The sequence below is a fragment of the Arthrobacter sp. TJ-236 genome (assembly GCF_058269235.1).
In genome coordinates this window covers 564929-580481 of sequence record NZ_JBZCNI010000001.1, presented here as the reverse complement: position 1 = coordinate 580481, position 15553 = coordinate 564929, and the positions used below count along the sequence as shown (strand labels likewise).

The 15553-nt window shown below is 58.9% G+C and carries 18 protein-coding genes and 2 tRNA genes; 4 read left to right on the top strand and 16 right to left on the bottom strand.

Translation table 11 applies throughout. The features are described 5' to 3' along the window. Window position 1: 1 nt before the first annotated feature. The 3 genes from AC4D16_RS02590 to orn all read right to left on the bottom strand — a co-directional run bounded on the left by AC4D16_RS02590 (window position 2) and on the right by orn (window position 2114). Window positions 2-1174: an acyl-CoA dehydrogenase family protein gene (locus tag AC4D16_RS02590; protein ID WP_490949030.1), complete on the bottom strand. Its 1173-nt coding sequence runs from the start codon at window positions 1172-1174 to the stop codon at window positions 2-4. Between the two features lie 144 nt (window positions 1175-1318). After that, window positions 1319-1391 (bottom strand) — tRNA-His (locus tag AC4D16_RS02585). Between the two features lie 120 nt (window positions 1392-1511). Next, entirely contained in the window at window positions 1512-2114 is a 603-nt protein-coding gene (gene orn, locus AC4D16_RS02580; RefSeq protein ID WP_490949031.1) for an oligoribonuclease, read from the bottom strand. A 272-nt stretch (window positions 2115-2386) separates the two neighbouring features. Here orn and mptB point away from each other — a divergent pair, with 272 nt between their 5' ends. From mptB to AC4D16_RS02560, 4 genes are all read left to right on the top strand, one after another. Beyond that, on the top strand, window positions 2387-3907 hold the full coding sequence (gene mptB, locus AC4D16_RS02575) for a polyprenol phosphomannose-dependent alpha 1,6 mannosyltransferase MptB (protein ID WP_490949032.1): 1521 nt from the start codon (window positions 2387-2389) through the stop codon (window positions 3905-3907). Window positions 3908-4015: 108 nt separating this feature from the next. After that, entirely contained in the window at window positions 4016-4432 is a 417-nt protein-coding gene (locus tag AC4D16_RS02570) for a DUF3224 domain-containing protein (protein WP_490953840.1), read from the top strand. A gap of 51 nt (window positions 4433-4483) precedes the next feature. After that, window positions 4484-4556: transfer RNA gene (locus tag AC4D16_RS02565), tRNA-Arg, on the top strand. 226 nt (window positions 4557-4782) lie between these two features. Further along, window positions 4783-4941 (top strand): hypothetical protein, encoded by a 159-nt coding sequence (locus AC4D16_RS02560; RefSeq protein ID WP_490953839.1) that lies wholly within the window; start codon window positions 4783-4785, stop codon window positions 4939-4941. Between the two features lie 23 nt (window positions 4942-4964). Here AC4D16_RS02560 and AC4D16_RS02555 read toward each other — a convergent pair whose 3' ends face one another. The 13 genes from AC4D16_RS02555 to AC4D16_RS02495 form a co-directional block, all read right to left on the bottom strand. After that, window positions 4965-5393, bottom strand: a complete 429-nt coding sequence (locus tag AC4D16_RS02555) for a hypothetical protein (RefSeq protein ID WP_490953838.1) — start codon at window positions 5391-5393, stop codon at window positions 4965-4967. A gap of 14 nt (window positions 5394-5407) precedes the next feature. Further along, entirely contained in the window at window positions 5408-5821 is a 414-nt protein-coding gene (locus AC4D16_RS02550; RefSeq protein ID WP_490953837.1) for a hypothetical protein, read from the bottom strand. Between the two features lie 87 nt (window positions 5822-5908). Then, window positions 5909-6589 carry a hypothetical protein gene (locus AC4D16_RS02545; protein ID WP_490953836.1) on the bottom strand — a complete coding sequence of 227 codons (681 nt, stop codon included), beginning with the start codon at window positions 6587-6589 and terminating at the stop codon, window positions 5909-5911. A 262-nt stretch (window positions 6590-6851) separates the two neighbouring features. Then, the gene (locus tag AC4D16_RS02540; RefSeq protein ID WP_490953835.1) at window positions 6852-7382 is read right to left on the bottom strand and encodes a hypothetical protein; all 531 of its coding nucleotides are present in this window, start codon (window positions 7380-7382) and stop codon (window positions 6852-6854) included. A gap of 14 nt (window positions 7383-7396) precedes the next feature. Then, window positions 7397-8533, bottom strand: a complete 1137-nt coding sequence (locus AC4D16_RS02535) for a hypothetical protein (RefSeq protein WP_490953834.1) — start codon at window positions 8531-8533, stop codon at window positions 7397-7399. Beyond that, a complete protein-coding gene (locus AC4D16_RS02530; RefSeq protein ID WP_490953833.1) occupies window positions 8533-9291 on the bottom strand; it encodes a hypothetical protein in 759 nt (252 codons plus the stop codon). The genes AC4D16_RS02535 and AC4D16_RS02530 overlap by 1 nt, the downstream gene beginning before the upstream one ends. 8 nt (window positions 9292-9299) lie before the next feature. Then, window positions 9300-11033 (bottom strand): hypothetical protein, encoded by a 1734-nt coding sequence (locus AC4D16_RS02525; protein WP_490953832.1) that lies wholly within the window; start codon window positions 11031-11033, stop codon window positions 9300-9302. Window positions 11034-11048: 15 nt separating this feature from the next. Further along, the gene (locus tag AC4D16_RS02520) at window positions 11049-11546 is read right to left on the bottom strand and encodes a hypothetical protein (protein WP_490953831.1); all 498 of its coding nucleotides are present in this window, start codon (window positions 11544-11546) and stop codon (window positions 11049-11051) included. 9 nt (window positions 11547-11555) lie between these two features. Then, the gene (locus AC4D16_RS02515; RefSeq protein WP_490953830.1) at window positions 11556-11957 is read right to left on the bottom strand and encodes a hypothetical protein; all 402 of its coding nucleotides are present in this window, start codon (window positions 11955-11957) and stop codon (window positions 11556-11558) included. Window positions 11958-11959: 2 nt separating this feature from the next. Further along, the gene (locus AC4D16_RS02510; RefSeq protein ID WP_490953829.1) at window positions 11960-12331 is read right to left on the bottom strand and encodes a hypothetical protein; all 372 of its coding nucleotides are present in this window, start codon (window positions 12329-12331) and stop codon (window positions 11960-11962) included. Beyond that, window positions 12328-12654 (bottom strand): head-tail connector protein, encoded by a 327-nt coding sequence (locus AC4D16_RS02505; protein ID WP_490953828.1) that lies wholly within the window; start codon window positions 12652-12654, stop codon window positions 12328-12330. Before AC4D16_RS02505 ends, AC4D16_RS02510 begins: the two co-directional genes overlap by 4 nt. A gap of 38 nt (window positions 12655-12692) precedes the next feature. Continuing rightward, window positions 12693-14339, bottom strand: coding sequence for a phage major capsid protein (locus tag AC4D16_RS02500; RefSeq protein ID WP_490953827.1), 1647 nt, complete (start codon window positions 14337-14339; stop codon window positions 12693-12695). Further along, window positions 14336-15397: a phage portal protein gene (locus AC4D16_RS02495; RefSeq protein WP_490953826.1), complete on the bottom strand. Its 1062-nt coding sequence runs from the start codon at window positions 15395-15397 to the stop codon at window positions 14336-14338. Before AC4D16_RS02495 ends, AC4D16_RS02500 begins: the two co-directional genes overlap by 4 nt. Window positions 15398-15553 lie beyond the last annotated feature (156 nt).

Here is a 15553-nt window from a genome sequence, read left to right as displayed (position 1 = left end):
CCTACCTGCTCGTGGTGGATCGGCCTGCGATCGAGCGGCCGATGGACTCGCGCATGATCTCGCTCGTGCCGCCGAAGATGGTGAGGAGCCGGGCCGCGAGGAAGGCCTGGGCGACCGGGTACTCGAGGATGTAGCCGTACCCGCCATGCAACTGCAGGCAGCGGTCCGTGACGGACTTCGCCCGCTCGCTCGCCCACAGCTTCGCCTGGGCGGCGTCCGTGGGGGAGAGCGTGCCGGCGTTGAAGGCGAGCACCGCCTGATCGACGAAGGCCTCCGTCACCCTGACCTCCGTGAGGATCTCGGCGAGGGTGTGGCGCGTGGTCTGGAAATCGAGGACGCGTTCCCCGAAGGCATTGCGGTCGGTGACGTACCGGACCGTCTGCTCGTAGGTGGCCCGAGCGAGCGCGGAGGCGGCGACGGCGATACCGAGGCGGCCCTGGGGGATCTGCTCGAGGCTGTACCGCAGGCCCTGCCCCACCTCACCGACGAGGTCCGCACCGGGCACCCGCACGTTGTCGAAGAACAGCTCGGCCGTGTCCGAGGCGCGCAGGCCCATCTTGTCGAGCTGGCGCCCGGGGGTGTAGCCCTCACCCTTCCGCACCATGAAGAGGGAGAAGGCGTCGCTCGACCCGCGGCCCGAGCTGCCGTCCGTGCGCGCCAGCACCAGCGACGCGTCACCGCTGATGCCGTTGCCGATGAAGACCTTCTGGCCCGTCAGCAGCCAGTCGTCCCCGTCGCGCACGGCCTTGGTGCGGATGCCGCGGAGGTCACTGCCCGCTCCCGGTTCGGTCCATGCGCAGGAGGTGACGATCTCGCCGGAGACCATGCCGGGGAGCCAGCGTTCCTTCAGGTCGTCGCTCCCGTGCGCGAGCAGGTGGGGGAGCACGAGGTCGTCGTGGAGGTGGAACGCGAGACCGACGGCGAGATGGTTGCTCCTCGCGAATTCCTCGTCGAGCACCGCGCGGTAGCGGTAGTCGGGCATGCCCGCCCCACCGAACTCCTCGGGCACGGCCAGACCGAGCAGGCCCTGTTCGCCGGCCGCGGTCCACACGGAGCGGTCCATGATGTGCTGCTGGTCCCACGTCGCGTAATGAGGGGCGACCGCCCGCTCGTTGAACTCGCGGGCCATGTCGCGGAAGAGCTCGTGATCTTCGTCGAACACCGTGCGTTCCATGAGGTCCTTCGTTCCTGTCGGTCGCGTCGTCCGGCGGCCGAGGGCTGACGGCGGAAGCGGAGCGATTCCGCCGTGAAAAGGCGTATGCCGTCCCGGAGATCTCCGGAACGGCATACGTGCCAGGAGTCGACCTGACCACTCGAGGGTGAGTAACGGGGGTTGAACCCGCGACCTCCTGGACCACAACCAGGCGCTCTGCCAACTGAGCTATACCCACCATGTGTCTTCGCGCCGCACTCCGTCGGTGAGCCCGGCGGAGCGGCCTGCGAAAGGCAGCGGTCACAAGTTTACACAGATTTCGCCATGCTCCCGACAGCCCGGGAGCGATGTCCGGTAGTCAGGACGCCACGGAGCGTGCGATGGCCTTGCTGCTGGCCGAATCCGGTCCGGGCGCCGGCACGAAGACGGCTGCGCGGTAGTAGCGGAGCTCGCGGATGGAATCCTCGATGTCCCCCAGGGCTCTGTGCCCGCCCGTCTTCGCCGGCGACTGGAAGTAGGCGCGGGTGTACCACCGACGGGCGAGTTCCTTGATCGTCGAGACGTCGATGATCCGGTAGTGCAGGTGATCGACGACGAGCGGCATGTCCCGCAGGAGGAAGTTGCGGTCGGTCCCGACCGAGTTCCCCGCGAGCTGCGCCTTGCGCGGTTCGGGCACCCAGGTGCGGATGTAGTCGAGCACCTGCTGCTCGGCGTCGGCCATCGTGATGCCGCCGTCCAGTTCCTCGAGCAGACCCGACGTCGTGTGCATCTGCCGCACGAAGTCACCCATCTGATCGAGCGCCTCCGGGGTGGGCTTGATCACCACGTCCACACCGTCACCGAGGATGTTCAGTTCGGAGTCCGTGACGAGGACGGCCACCTCGATCAGCGCGTCGTTCGTGAGATCGAGCCCCGTCATCTCACAGTCGATCCAGACGATGTGTTCATTCGATACAGGCATTCGACCAATCTACCGTCCGTCACCGACGCGACGACCCGCGCCCATGCACCGTCGGACGTCCGGCTGACCCCGCGTCGTCCCGGGCGTCCGCCGGAGTCCCGATGCTAATATTCGAGCAGTTCACTCAGGGTTGCGGGAGATCTGGGAGTCCCTGCGCTCTCCGGCGGAAAGACCGAGCCGAAGGCGCCCTGGCGACCGTCGGCGCACGCCGGTGGTCCTGAGAACGCAGGCGCTCCACGCCGACCCCAGCTCGCCGACGATTGGATGCACGAATGGCCTCCCAGGTCCCGCTCACCGAGGTCGAGACGACGTCGGGTCCGGATCGGCCGAACGTCGCCGTCCTGCAGGGATTCATCGGCGCGGTGCTGATGTGGATGGGGTCGCTGGGGGTCGGCTGGTTGTCCCTGGCCTCGGCCGAGCTCCGGCGCAACCCGGTGATCATCTGGCTGCGCTTCGAACCCGCGGGAGCCGTGCTGGCCGTCCTGCTGCTGGCGGTGGGCGGCATGCTGCTGATCCGGGCGTGGCTGCGTCTCGGCCAGCGCCTCGCCGGGTGGTCCGACGAGACCCGCCCGTTCATCCTCAAGGCCATCGTCGCGTGGACCATCCCACTGGCGGCCGCGCTCCCGCTGTTCAGCAGGGACGTCTTCGCGTACATCGCTCAGGGCCAGGTGATGATCGCCGGGCTCAATCCCTATGTGGACGGCTACTCGCAGATCTCCAACTACCTGCAGATCGGCGCGGACGATCTCTGGGCGCAGAGCCCCACGCCCTACGGTCCGGTGTTCCTCTGGATCGAGGAGGGCATCGTCAGGATCACCGGAGGCAATCCCGACACCTCGATCATCCTGTTCAGGGTCGTCGCGCTCGTCGGTGTGGCCCTCTGCGTGTACATGGTGCCGAAGCTCGCCGACCTCCATTCGATCAACGCCAACCGGGCGCTCTGGCTCACCGCCGCGAACCCGCTCTTCCTCATCAATTTCGTGGCCGCCATCCACAACGATTCCCTGATGATCGGCCTGGCGCTCGCAGGTCTGTACCTGGCGGCGGTCAAACGGCCGGTCCTCGGCATCCTCCTCATCACGCTCTCGGTGGGGATCAAGCCGATCACGCTGATCTTCCTGCCGTTCGTCGGGCTGATGTGGGCCGGCAGGGGAGCGTCCTGGCCGCGACGCTTCCTCTACTGGTTCCTCACGGCCGGGATGTCCCTCGGCCTCCTGTGGGTGATGGGGATGATCAACACGTTCGGCTTCGGCTGGGTGGGCGCCCTCAGTACGCCGGGCAGCGTGTGGATCTGGTACGCGCCCGTCGGCTTCATGGGCCTCGTCATCGCGACCCTCGGCGACGCCGTCGGGCTCAACGGCTGGGACATCACCAACGTCTTCAATACCCTCGCCCGCGTCGCCTCGCTGGCGATCATCGCGCTGCAGATCTTCCGCGGGGATCACAGCAGGCTGGTGCGACGCCTCGCCTTCGCCTTCGCGGCCATCGTGCTGCTGTCGCCGATGATCCAGTCGTGGTACGTGGTGTGGCTGATCCCGCTCTTCGCGGTCACCGGCATCCGCGACGACTGGCAGGTGAAGTCCCTGTACTTCACCGTCGCCTTCTTCATGGTCTACGCCATCACGGACCAGCTCGACATCTTCCCGTACTTCGACTTCAGCCTGATGATGGCGCGGCAGGTGGCGGCCGTCGTCGCCCTGGGTTTCGCCCTCTACCTGGTGTTCCTCGACCCGCACACCAAGCTGCTGTTCCGTCGGCGCTACCAGCCGCTCGCTCCCGGTCAGCTGCACTGATCAGCCCGCACCCGGCTCCGGTGAGCGGGTCCGGCGGAGTCCCGAACAGCCGCTGTGGCGGCCGAGGGATCAGGTGCGGGGCCGACGGCGAGCGACGATACTGGGTCGATGACCGATACAACGACGACGACGTACAACGGCGAGTTCGAGATCACCGCGTGGGAACCGCAGACCTACTCCGCACCGGGCAGCCACGGCGAACTCTCGCGGGTGAGCGCCACGAAGGTCTTCGAGGGGGAGATCAGCGGCACGAGTACCGCAGAGCTCCTGATGGCCGGCAACGACGTGGGAGCCGGGTACGTGGCGTCCGAGGAGTTCACGGGTTCGATCGGGGACCGCGCCGGGACGATGGTGGTGCAGCACTGGGGTGTGGCGGAAGGATCCGAGGCCGCGAGCTCGGGGCACGTGGTGCCGGGATCCGGGACGGGCGGGCTCGAGGGCATCTCCGGGAAGGCCGTGTACTCGCAGGACCCCGACGGTCAGCACCGCCTCGAACTGCGAGTGGTCTTCGCGGACGTCGAATGAGGCAGCGGCCGGTACCCTGCACGGCGGCCCATAGTAAACTCGACGGAGTCCGCCTCCGTAGCTCAGGGGATAGAGCAGGGGCCTTCTAATCCTCTGGTCGCAGGTTCGAATCCTGCCGGGGGCACGTGTACAGGGCCGGGCGTCGATCGCCCGGCCCTTTCGCGTCCCGGACCCGTCGAGTCCCTACCGCAGTCGATGACCTGCACGCACGCCCTGCCGGCCCATGACTCCTCGACGACGGCTGTTATCCACATAGTCATACCGCGACCGTCAGCGTCCGGGCAGCCCGCCGAGACTGGTTGCAGCCGGCGGACGACGTCGGTGACAGTGACTACGGAAGGACAGATATCATGACCGACATCATCACCGTGCGGGGCTACGTCGCCACGGACGTCCGACTCACCCTGGCCCAGAGCGGGCTCCCGATCGCAGGCTTCCGCATGTGCTCCACGGAGCGTCGATTCGACAGGGAGACGAACGCCTGGGTGGACGGACACACCAACTGGTAGACAGTCCAACTAAGACGTACGAGCTATTTCAGGCGTAAGTCCTTCCGCATAGCGTCCTGCACGCCAGTAAGAGCTTTGTACGCCTCATGCACACGCCTCGTGCGGTCCGGGTTCGTTGTCTCGCTCGCAATCTCGATGACATCGTCAACGCGGTCGAGGAACTCACGAAGGGCAACGTGCACGCCTTTAGACGCTACAAAGACCGCCTGCTGAGTCGTGAACTCCCGTGACGCTTCAGCGAGGGCGTCATGATTGCCGCCCGAGAACATGCCCATGCGGTTGATCTCGGCTAGAAGTCTCGTGGCGCGCGAATCCAGTAGCTTGTACTCCGCTAACTTCTCGTTTCTCATCCACTGCCTGTGCTCCGTGGTGCGAGTGAGGAAGGCACCGACAAGGCTTCCGGCCAGCGCGGAACCAGCGGCTATGAGGGCGATGAGAAGCTCTTGAGGCATGACTCAAAGCTAGGTCAGTAGAGCGGCGTGGACCACTGGGCGCACTTCAAACCCTCGGTCATGGTGTGCCCCTCTGGTGCGGTTGCTGAGTTGCCCTTGATCTCTTTGCGGGTTGCCTTGCGAAACATGACGGTTAGGTGAGTGCCGGGGCAGGTAGGAGTAATTTCTATGATGTCCCGCCGTCCCTTGCGGTAGAGACCCACCGGGAATCCCGCGCCGTTGAGCATGTGCAAGCTACCGCCTTCAAAATTGAGCAAGTAGATAACCCAGACGGGGCGCTTCTGAAGCCGTTCCAGTTGCCAGAGATCGTCGCCAACTTTGGTCAGTTGCCAAGGCTCGGTGGCGGTGTCGTTTCTGTAGGACAGATAGCCGACCGTGACGCCTGCGAGACCAAACACCACACCGAGAACACCTATGACAAGTTCCATCCCGTCACCCTACAGATGACAGAGGCCGCCCCTGCGCGAATGATGTTTGGGGTATCAATTCGAGATGCAGGAGCGGCCTCAACCAGCCTAAGCGCCTAGGAGCCCTTGGTAGGTCCACTTGGTGCCGTCGTAGCGGAACAGGTCTCGGCTTGCTCCGTAGAGGAACAGGTCACCTTCGATCATGCCGCGCACGTCGAAGTAGTCCACGGTCTCCGGTCCGTTGGTATACCAGCGCGAGCCACGTTCGCCCTTCACGCCTTGGATGCCCTGTGCGCCCCTCGGGAGCGTGAGGTCTAGCGTCTGCTCGGGAGCGGTACCGGTGATCGAAGCCTTAGCCTCGGTGCCGGTGTTGCCGGTGGTAACCGTTCCTACTGTGAGGACGTTTGCCGATCCGGCTTCACCCTGAGGACCGCGCACGATGGCGACACCGTTAGCAGTCGGAACAGGAGCTACCTCGGACAGGTCACGCCTGCTGTCTGCGGGTACGTCGATGCTGAAGCTGTCCAGCTTGACGGGCCTGCCTGCGGCTTCGAGGTCGAAGCTCACTAGGTAGGTGAATCCCGAAGGATTGAGCGTCGGATGGTCGGTCGCTGTGAGGCTCTTAGAGAAGCTTCCAGCCACCAAGGGGACAGCCACAGGCGACGGGAGCACTACGGCCTTCTCAGAGGCGTTCAGGACCACTGAAGAGGCAGTGAAGTACACCGTGCCGGTGACCATTCCGAGCGGCTCGGGGCTTTCGAAGTGGCCGGTGATGATTCCGTACTTCATCAGGCACCACCTAGAAGTAGCTGTACCGCTGCGAGTAGCTGCGTATCCGAAATCACTGATACGTCCTTACCCGGCTTCAGTACCTTCCCACCGTCAACGGCGTAGGAGTAGGCATCATCGAATCCCGGCTGACCAGCGACGGCCCACCTGTTATCGACGGCCCAACGCTCAGCGTCTCGGATGCCTTGAGTAGCAACGCACGCTGTGATGCGGTCGAGGAAGTCAGGGTCTTTCGCCATTTGCGCGAGTGTTGAATAGCTCATCAGTACGTAGCCTTCTTGCTGATAGTCAGGGTTGAATCGGCCTCGATTTCTACGCCTACGGTGTTGGTCTGCGCACGTACCTTCAGGACGTCACCAGCATTGAGACGGAGTGTTTCGAGTACTCGGACCTTTGCGAAGGCCTGAACACTTCCCTCGGCGTCCATGAGCGTATTCAGGATTTCCACGCCGTTGACCTGAAGACGCACACCGACAACAACAGCACCACCGTTGAAACTTAGGCGCGAATTGATGTCATATAGACCGTTCTCGGGAACAATGATTGCGGCAGAGTTAGCGGCGTGAGTAATACCACCCTGCTTCAAAGTTTCGGTCTGCCAAAGTACATCGAAAAATGTGTCCTTCACAGCGAGCGCTTGCTTGGCGTTTTTGCCGCCGATGAAAGTAGGTGCCTTAGTGATCTTATCGAGTGCAGCTTCCACACTCTCGGCGGTCGTCTGAGACTGAACCGGGATATTCGGCACGGCTGTACCGGCGGGGTAGTAAATCTTGTGAGTAGTTGTAATAGGCATTTCGAGACTCTTTCTTAGATTACTTCTGGTTGACGGGTGACAACGTTCATTGAGCCGTTGCCGGGGGTGAAGGAGACCGAGCTGACAATGTGTCGCTCCTGCTCTCCTGAGGGGAGTTGTACGGTGACGGTCATACCGGGCCTGAGCCAGTACGCCGCCACGGCTTCGAGTTGGATTGTGCGTGCTTTGGCGATCTTGACCGCTAGCACCGTCTGCGCTGCTATATCGGCGGCGTACTGCGTAATCGGTCCTGAGCGCTCTTCGAAGTAGGTTTTGAGGCCTATGGCGTCACGTCCGTGCTTACCATTTCCGGGTACAAACTGAAACGCTGTGATTGAGACTTCGTCGTTATTGGCGTTTTGCCACGTGTATTTCAGGACTACGGCGTTTGCATAACCAGAACGTTGAAGAGTCGTTTTAGCGCTCGAAATCGTCCCGTCAGCACCAGTAAGCAACTTGTGTGCGGAAACCCCGGCTACCTTCGAACGCTCCGTGATGTACCAACGGCGGTCACCTTCGCACCGAATCCATGTATTAGTTCGGTTCATCAGGTCTTCGACTAGAGAGGCGTGGCTATCGCCTACTTGCAGTCCCAGTTCAGTAAGGAATTCAACTCCGTAGCCGGGGCCAAAGGCAGATACAACTGATGACTGATCAGGGAGAATTGCATTGTCAATGGCAAAGATGACCGCTTCGTTTAGGCCGGTCTTTGGTGGCTGAGCACCGCCGAAGTGCACGAAGTCCTGCAACCTCAATTCATCCGAGACAGCGGTAAGGCGCACTTCGTTATTCGGCCTGATCACATCTCGGGTGAGGAGTTGAAGGTCAGCAATCATATGAGCGTCACGCGAACGGGCTTCATACTCATAACCGAGAGTTACCTTGATTCGGCACAGGCCGTTTGGGTCGAGGCGTTCAAGCGTTACCTGATCAGTCATCGTGACGGTCATATCAGCCTGAATGTACGGAGACCACGACTCATCAAAACTGATGCTCATATCCTTCACGTCGAGAGTAATCGGCTCGCCGGTCCTCGGATAGGCGATAGCTGAGTAGATATGAGTGACCGAATTATCCCGGATACGCTGGTCAACGTCAGGCCAGAAAGGGTAAGTTGATGGCCTTGTTTCTGGCATTGCTTCGAGTGCCATTAGACCTTCTCCTTTCTGATAGTGAGGTCATTGAAGGTTGCGAACTTCGCGGTTACTGCGTTGAAGCTTGGGTAGGAGCTTGCGAGTACGTCGAAGGTCCAGCCAAGAGCACCGGCTAGCTTTCCGGCAGGGGCCTTCACTTCTACGTATTGGATGTTGAGTGCGTACTTAGTGTTGCTCTCACCCTCCACAGAGAAAGGCGCAACGTTTGTAGAGGTTGCCGTAAAGTACATATCGAGACCCGTGACGTTTTGCTTTAGCATGACGATTTCGCCACGGTCGAAAACGTTCTCTAGCTTTCGGGCCTGAGCGAAGGAATCGCAGAAGACTTCCATTGAGCCTGTGCGGTCTCCGAGTACACCTAGGGCCACCAGAGGATCGGGCCTGCCGATGACCACATGCACCGTGCTCTGTGACTGACGCTGTGAGCCGTAGTTGGTCACGGTCTTCACCTGCTCCGAGTAGTTCGGCAGGATCGGGACAAGTAGCCAAGGGCTACTGAGTCCCAGCGTTGCCGTAGCTGAAGCGCCCGTATCGGTGGCTTCGACCACGGAATATGTGTTGATACCTGCGGCAGCCTCGTAATCCGTGATCAAGAGCGTTCCCGTAAGCGGGGTAGGTAGCTGACCCTGAAGGGTGCGCACTTCAGAGACGCCGTTAGCGTCGTTACGGAGAACCTTGCTGACGGATGAGGTAGTAGAAATTTCGAGCTGGACAGAGGCTGTCTCTGTGTTGGGTATTGCTCTGATAGTTGTCACGGGTATTCCTAATTAGCTAGCGGCTGACCGATACGCGGAATTGCATCCGCGTGGACAGTAATTCTGCGGCCATTGAGCGAGGCAATCGCATATTCGGCTGAAGAGGTATCGGCTCGTACGTCAATGACCTTTGTGACCCTTTGGTTGACGAAGTCATTCACGACGCGCTGACCCTGTGAGGAGTCGGCCTGTAGGTCGGTAGTAATCGCCTTCGGGGTCTTGAGAACCTGATCGATGTATTGACGCGCTGCGTCCCTAGAACCGAAGTAGGGAGCGATCTGATTGATAAGCGCTTCCTTCTGCACATTCATTGCAGAGGTCGTAACGCCTACGTCCGCGCCTGCATCAATCTGAGCCTGAGCCCAATCGTTGATAGTCCCGATCTGATCTAGAACGGCAGAGCGGTTGTTACGTCCGGCTTCAGTGTTGATATCGACGGTCTGACCGTTCTCAGCAAGAGTTGCCGTGAGAGTCTGTGTGCCTTCCACAAGAGCAATGTCAGCTTCAAGGGCACTTAGGTTGGCGTCTGCAAGTTCGTTCTTTAGATCGATAGCTGCGGCCAGTGCCTCATTGTTTGCGCCTACGGCTTCAGTCTCGATACCGTAAACATCGATTGCATTGTTCTGCGTATCGATATTTTGCTGTGCGGCCTCTCGAAGCTCCTGCAACTTATCGCGTTGCTTGATCAGCTCCTCGCCGTACGGAGTGATCGTGGTGGTGCCGTCCGAGTATGACTGTGTTGCATCATCAATACCGCGCTGAAGGTCTTCGAAGGCGCTGATGGTTCCGTCGAGGAATCCCTGTGAATCTTCGACGCTTCCCTGAATACCCCTAAAAGCATCCTTGGTATTTACGTCAGCTTCGTTTGCAAGCTCTGCGTACTTCTCAAAGTTGGTCTTGGCTTCGTCAATCCAGAATGTCATCCAGTTGTCTTCGTTGACTTCACGGCCCCACTCCTTGATGCGGCCACCAATATCAACGGCGTCCATATTGCCACCAAGATCGGAGAATTCAGCGGCTAGGTCAGCAACCTTCTGCTTAGCCTCGGTGTTCGCTTCTCCGAGCTTCTGCATCTCAGTCAGGGCGATACCGATACCGGCAGCAAGGCCTAGACCGATAGCGCCACCGAGAAGGCCGAAGGATGCGCCACCTTCAGCGGCAATCTCTCGGAAGGTGTCGATGAGGCCTTCGGCTGATCCGTCGAAGGATGAGGCAGCTTCCTGAGCGGAGGAGTTAGCTTCGTCGCCTAGCTCCTTGAAGCTGGACTTGCCCTGATCGGTTCCGCGCTTGAGGTTGTCGCCAATACCCTGACCGGCCTTACCGCTTGCGTCCTCAGCAGACTTCAGGGCCTGTGTCAGATCGCGGTCTAGCTCCTTGCCCTTGTCGGATACCTCACCTAGCGAGTCTTCAACTTTCTCAAGGGAACTGGACACATCTTTAGCGCCGTCGCTGACAGATTCGCCTAGACCGTCTTTGAGCTTGTCGCCTGCGTCCTCGGCTTTGTCGGAGACGCTATCGAGGTAATCCTCAACATTGCCGAGAGCGCTCTTAGCGTCTGTAGCGGCCTTCTCTGTGCCTTCACCAATGGAAGTGCCGAGAGAGTCTCCGGTGTCCTTAGCGGCGCTCTCAACGTCAGTGAGGGCATCCTGAACATTGTCGAGGGAATCAGCAATGCGCTTACTGCCGTCCTCTACTCCTGATGTATCGCTTGTAACAATAATTTCAATGGGTCTACCGGCCACGGTTCACCACCTTTCTTAGAATTCGGTTGCCTCATAGATCGTGCGCGTAATCGTCTGCACGTGAAGCGAGGTAAGTCGGCTGATTGCGGACTTAGAAGCGGGCATCACTACGTAGCCCTTGGCGCGGCGAGCGGGAATTTGATTCCCGGCGCGTCTTGTAACGGTGTGGCGCTTACCCTTTGGGGAAGTCCTGTTGTACTTAGTGAATTTGCCGGATCGGTTCGAACCGAACTCGGCAGGACGGGCCAGCTCTGAGGCTGTAGCTCCACCGGAAAGCTTGCGGTTAGAACCCCCTGCACGGAGGGTGATTACCGCTCCGGCCTTGACGGTGGTGCCCGAACGGAACACAGCAGCGGTTAGCTTGCTGTATCCCGCTCGGGATTCCACTTCTTCGCGCCAGATGGGCGTTGATTCGCTTCTCTGGTACTTGCGTAGGTTGTTCTTCAGGTCTTTAGGCAGCGCCCTGAAGGTCTTATTGACTGCCTTTAGTGAGGCAGCATCTACCTCATACACAACTACGGCCTAGGTAAGGGCGATTACTGGGCGACCGGTGACGGGCAGCGTCACAGAACTTTCAGCAGCCGCATCCACGGAACCTCCGATAGCACCGGGGGTAAGGGTGACAGTTGCGGTGATGTTCGGACCGGTGGCACCGCCAGCAGGCTTGAAGACAACTACTACGTTCTTATTTGCGTTGTTGAACAGACGCATTGAGAGCGAAGTAGCCTGTGTCCAGTCCTGAACATAGGTAAGCGAAACATTCCAAACCTCTACAGAAGATGACTGTGAGGTAAGGCCAGAAATACCCTTGAAGGTGATTGCGGAAGAGGTAGGCGTGAAAGTCACGTTAGAGACTTCATCGGCTACAGCAATTCCATCGACGGTGAGCGTGGCGCTCTTGAGGAACAGAGGATTAACGGCCATTTTTAGACCCTTTCAGAGTTGATGATTGAACGGTAGATGTTTGAGGAGTTTGCGGAACAGGTGATTTCGTACCCGTGGTACTTCTCATCGAAGATGCGACGATTGACAGCGGACCAATCCACGCCTTCGACGCGCTGTAGGGAGAGGAGAACTTCGTCTAGGACTTCATCGAGGAAGTCTTCGTCACTCTTTCCGATCATGACTTCGAGAGTGCATTCATGGGTAAGAGTGTTAGCGGTCTTTGACAAAGCCGAACGGAAGACGTGAACACGAGTGCCGCTGAGGTTGTCCGGTGCACTTACTAGCTCGGTCTTCACGGCGTAGCCGGGGTTATCCTTCGTGATCTGATCACCGATGATTTGACGGACGCTCATGCTCCCAACCTCCCTAGCGGATTGCGCTTAGGTCTGAGCAAGTCACGGGCCTGAAATACCAGCGGATAGGCAGGAACTTCGAAGTTTCCTTCACCGAATGATTCCCTGTTACCACCGCGAAAAGCGCCGTAGATGTGCTTAGCCTGCATAATCTCGGCTTGCTTATAGCGGGCCGGGACAGGAGCGCCCTTCAAGTCAGGAGCGAACGCCTCACATGCCTCGTGCGCAGCTTCGAAAAGCTGGGCAAGAGTGTCTGCGGGTAGGTCTTCAGCATCGGGCCAAACGGAGTAGATGAATTCAGGGCTACTCAGATCGTTGTACATAAGGCGTTCGCTCCTTTCGGGAACTAGAGGGGGAGTGATTATGGAGTAGTTACGGCGTTTTCGACGCGAACAATACCGCGTGAATCGTGAGTAACAGCAGCCCAGTAACCGAAGATTGCGGTATCGAAGCCGCCATTAGCGGGGGTCTCTACCTCGGCGCGAACCGGAGTACCGGCAAGCTCGTAGAAAGTGGCAGAAGGCTTGGAGATAACGTGAATTGCACTCACATCAGCGGTAGGCACGATTGCGAAACCGTTGAGGTTTCCACCTTCGAGACCGAGCGCAGAGCTAAGGTATTGAAGTGAATCGTCATTACGGGAAAGCAGCAGATCGCGGTACATGGTTGTAGGCACGAGAGCAGCGGTAGGGGTAGCCAGCTCGTCAGAAAGAATCTGAAGTGCTCCGTCTACGATTCCGGCAGCGGTAGCGGAAACACCGGTAGGCACTGAACCGGCAGCTACAGCAGTAGCGCTGGAAACAATGTGAGCAAGAGCCTTCTGATCGGATACGCGTGCGTATTCTTCGATCTGGAAGCGGTAGTAACCGTTCAAGAATTCTGTATCGCCAAAATCTCGGTAGGCGCGGTCAATGCTGTTACCGCCTGCGAGGTACTGAGCGACTGCCTCGTACTCTTCTGTCGTCACCACGCGACTAGGCACAGCCGTCGGAAAACCGCTGTAATCAGCGACGATAGGGCCCTGCACAAAGCGCCATCCGCGCATCTTGCGAGCGGTCAGGGGGGCAGAAGCGAGGAGGGGAACGTACTTGCGCTGGTAGGACTTCTGTAGCCAAGCCTCGCCTAGCCACTGATCCTGACGGGAAGCGCCACCGGCAGCCTCAGTCACGTTGGCAAGAGCGAACACGTTCTTCTGACCAGTAACACCAGTAGCGTTCAGGGCATTCGCGAGGGTCTTATCCTCTGAGGCAGCAGCGATGAGCTGAAGACCCTGAGAGAAAGACTCAACCTTCGGAGCGGTAGCAGTAGCGGTTGTTGGGATTGCGTTTGATTCCATAGCCTTTAGGCCTTTCATAAATGGTTCTTCCTCGGCTGTAGCGGGGAAAGATTCGGGTAGATCGGAGGGAGCTTCTTCGGTTACTTCTTCCTCAGTCGCTACCTCTTCGGTAACTTCCTCGGATGTTTGGTCGAGAGCACTTTTGATGCTCTCTACGGCTTCGGTGAGGTCTTCAAGAGCCTTCTCAACGTTGCCGAGTTCAGGGGCGCTCTCCGGCTGATCGAGGAACGCTTCGGAATCCTCGGAGAAAGCGGAGATAAGGCGAGCTGATCCAAGTGCAGGATTGATGCAGATACCTGCACCGGATAGGACCGCTCGGGTAATGACACCGGCTGAGGGAGTCATCTCGGAAAGCTCCATGCTGATTCCTGTGCGGAGTCCGTCTGTAGCTTCGGTGAAAATGTCACGGCCAAGAGTCGTATTCGCCAGAGTCACAACGGCATAGAGTCCGTCAGACTTTGACTCAAGTGCGGACAGCTTGCCAATTGGTCGGAATGGGTCGTGTTCAACGTTGACGATTGAGCCCTCAGCCTGTGAGAAGTCGATACTTCCCTCAGGGAAAGTGGCGTCACGGTCACGCGCCTTTTCGTTGTACGGTGCAAGCTTGTAACGGAGGGTTCCGCGCTTCTCTGAGAAGCTGACAAGCTGACCGACTGAGAATGTTTCGGTCATTCGGTTACCTCATTAGTGGGTTCAGGGACTACGCCCTTATTGGTGTTCTCGGGATTGGTGTCAAACCCGCTGTAGTCAAAGTTCACCTTTACGCCAAGCGCTCCGGTGAGACGGTCTGCAATGGGCTCGGTGAAGGTCATAATTGTCAGAGAAAGCAATTCCGACGCTTCCATGAGCGTGTTGCTGTAGGTGTCAGATGACCCGTCTACGGCACCTTCGAGAAGGGAAGCGTTGATATTGAGAAAGTTGGCAAGATCAATTCGGCACTGATTACGTGCTGCGGCCATAATCTCGTTAGCGTTATCGCCTGCGCCGTAGGGCTGAATGGTGATCCCGTAGGGCACGTAGACCATTCCGCCGCGCTTCGAGGTCAGGGAATTCTTGAGTTGGTCCATAGCCTCGGCAACTTCGTCAGCATCTGCGCCGCTATCGGAATCTTCAGTGACCAACGTGACCGGGCTAGGAAGCTGTACGCGGTTGGATACGGTCTGACTAATCGATGTGTACTGTCGAATTGAATTTCGGGCAGCGTCTAGGAGTCCGGTAGGTAGGAGGCTTCTGAAGAAGATGAAGTCATTGTCTGAAACGGGAGAGTCGTCAATCTTCACGACGCCCTTATCTGAGGTCCAACGGCTGCGGTCTACGTGCTCAGCGGCAGTGATACTCCCGAAAGAATCGCGGTCAAGCTTCCACATAGCGTTTCCGTGGAAGATAAGTGACTGGATTGTCTCGGCGATTCGTAGCTGAGGCGTCATATAGCCGTGAGATTCGTTGAGCCAAGGGGCAGAATTGCCCTCTGCGGAGAGCTCAAAACGGCTGGAAAGGGAGGAATAGAGGGCGATTGCACGCCATACAGCGGGTACTTGGAGCGCTTCCGCTGCGGTCACTGGGTAGGCCGAGACGTCGAGGTCCGGAAATATCACGGCTTCGAGCGGGAGAGTCTGGCTCAGAATCCCGTGAGGAAGAGAAAGGGTGTTGCTATCGGGCACGGAGGGCACGCTTGAAGTGGCAGCAGCGAATAGTTCGGTGCGCCTCGTGAAGATATCCCTGAGTGCCATGTGTTGCCTTCTGTGTATGTTTATCGGCTTAAAGAACTAACGCCGCTTCCCAACCCGAGAGATAGGGTTGAGAAGCGGCGTCGTTTGATGCAGTCTTTTGAAGGAGTGACTATATCCATTATATCACCGGTATTTGGTTCACATGTGTGAACTAGT

Coding starts and splice junctions, on each gene's coding strand:
- AC4D16_RS02505 (WP_490953828.1), bottom strand. CDS start 12,654: ATGTACAACGATCTGAGTAGCCCTGAATTCATCTACTCCGTTTGGCCC.
- AC4D16_RS02550 (WP_490953837.1), bottom strand. CDS start 5,821: ATGGAACTTGTCATAGGTGTTCTCGGTGTGGTGTTTGGTCTCGCAGGC.
- AC4D16_RS02545 (WP_490953836.1), bottom strand. CDS start 6,589: ATGAAGTACGGAATCATCACCGGCCACTTCGAAAGCCCCGAGCCGCTC.
- AC4D16_RS02540 (WP_490953835.1), bottom strand. CDS start 7,382: ATGCCTATTACAACTACTCACAAGATTTACTACCCCGCCGGTACAGCC.
- AC4D16_RS02590 (WP_490949030.1), bottom strand. CDS start 1,174: ATGGAACGCACGGTGTTCGACGAAGATCACGAGCTCTTCCGCGACATG.
- orn (WP_490949031.1), bottom strand. CDS start 2,114: ATGCCTGTATCGAATGAACACATCGTCTGGATCGACTGTGAGATGACG.
- AC4D16_RS02495 (WP_490953826.1), bottom strand. CDS start 15,397: ATGGCACTCAGGGATATCTTCACGAGGCGCACCGAACTATTCGCTGCT.
- AC4D16_RS02500 (WP_490953827.1), bottom strand. CDS start 14,339: ATGACCGAAACATTCTCAGTCGGTCAGCTTGTCAGCTTCTCAGAGAAG.
- AC4D16_RS02570 (WP_490953840.1), top strand. CDS start 4,016: ATGACCGATACAACGACGACGACGTACAACGGCGAGTTCGAGATCACC.
- AC4D16_RS02560 (WP_490953839.1), top strand. CDS start 4,783: ATGACCGACATCATCACCGTGCGGGGCTACGTCGCCACGGACGTCCGA.
- AC4D16_RS02555 (WP_490953838.1), bottom strand. CDS start 5,393: ATGCCTCAAGAGCTTCTCATCGCCCTCATAGCCGCTGGTTCCGCGCTG.
- AC4D16_RS02510 (WP_490953829.1), bottom strand. CDS start 12,331: ATGAGCGTCCGTCAAATCATCGGTGATCAGATCACGAAGGATAACCCC.
- AC4D16_RS02515 (WP_490953830.1), bottom strand. CDS start 11,957: ATGGCCGTTAATCCTCTGTTCCTCAAGAGCGCCACGCTCACCGTCGAT.
- AC4D16_RS02535 (WP_490953834.1), bottom strand. CDS start 8,533: ATGGCACTCGAAGCAATGCCAGAAACAAGGCCATCAACTTACCCTTTC.
- mptB (WP_490949032.1), top strand. CDS start 2,387: ATGGCCTCCCAGGTCCCGCTCACCGAGGTCGAGACGACGTCGGGTCCG.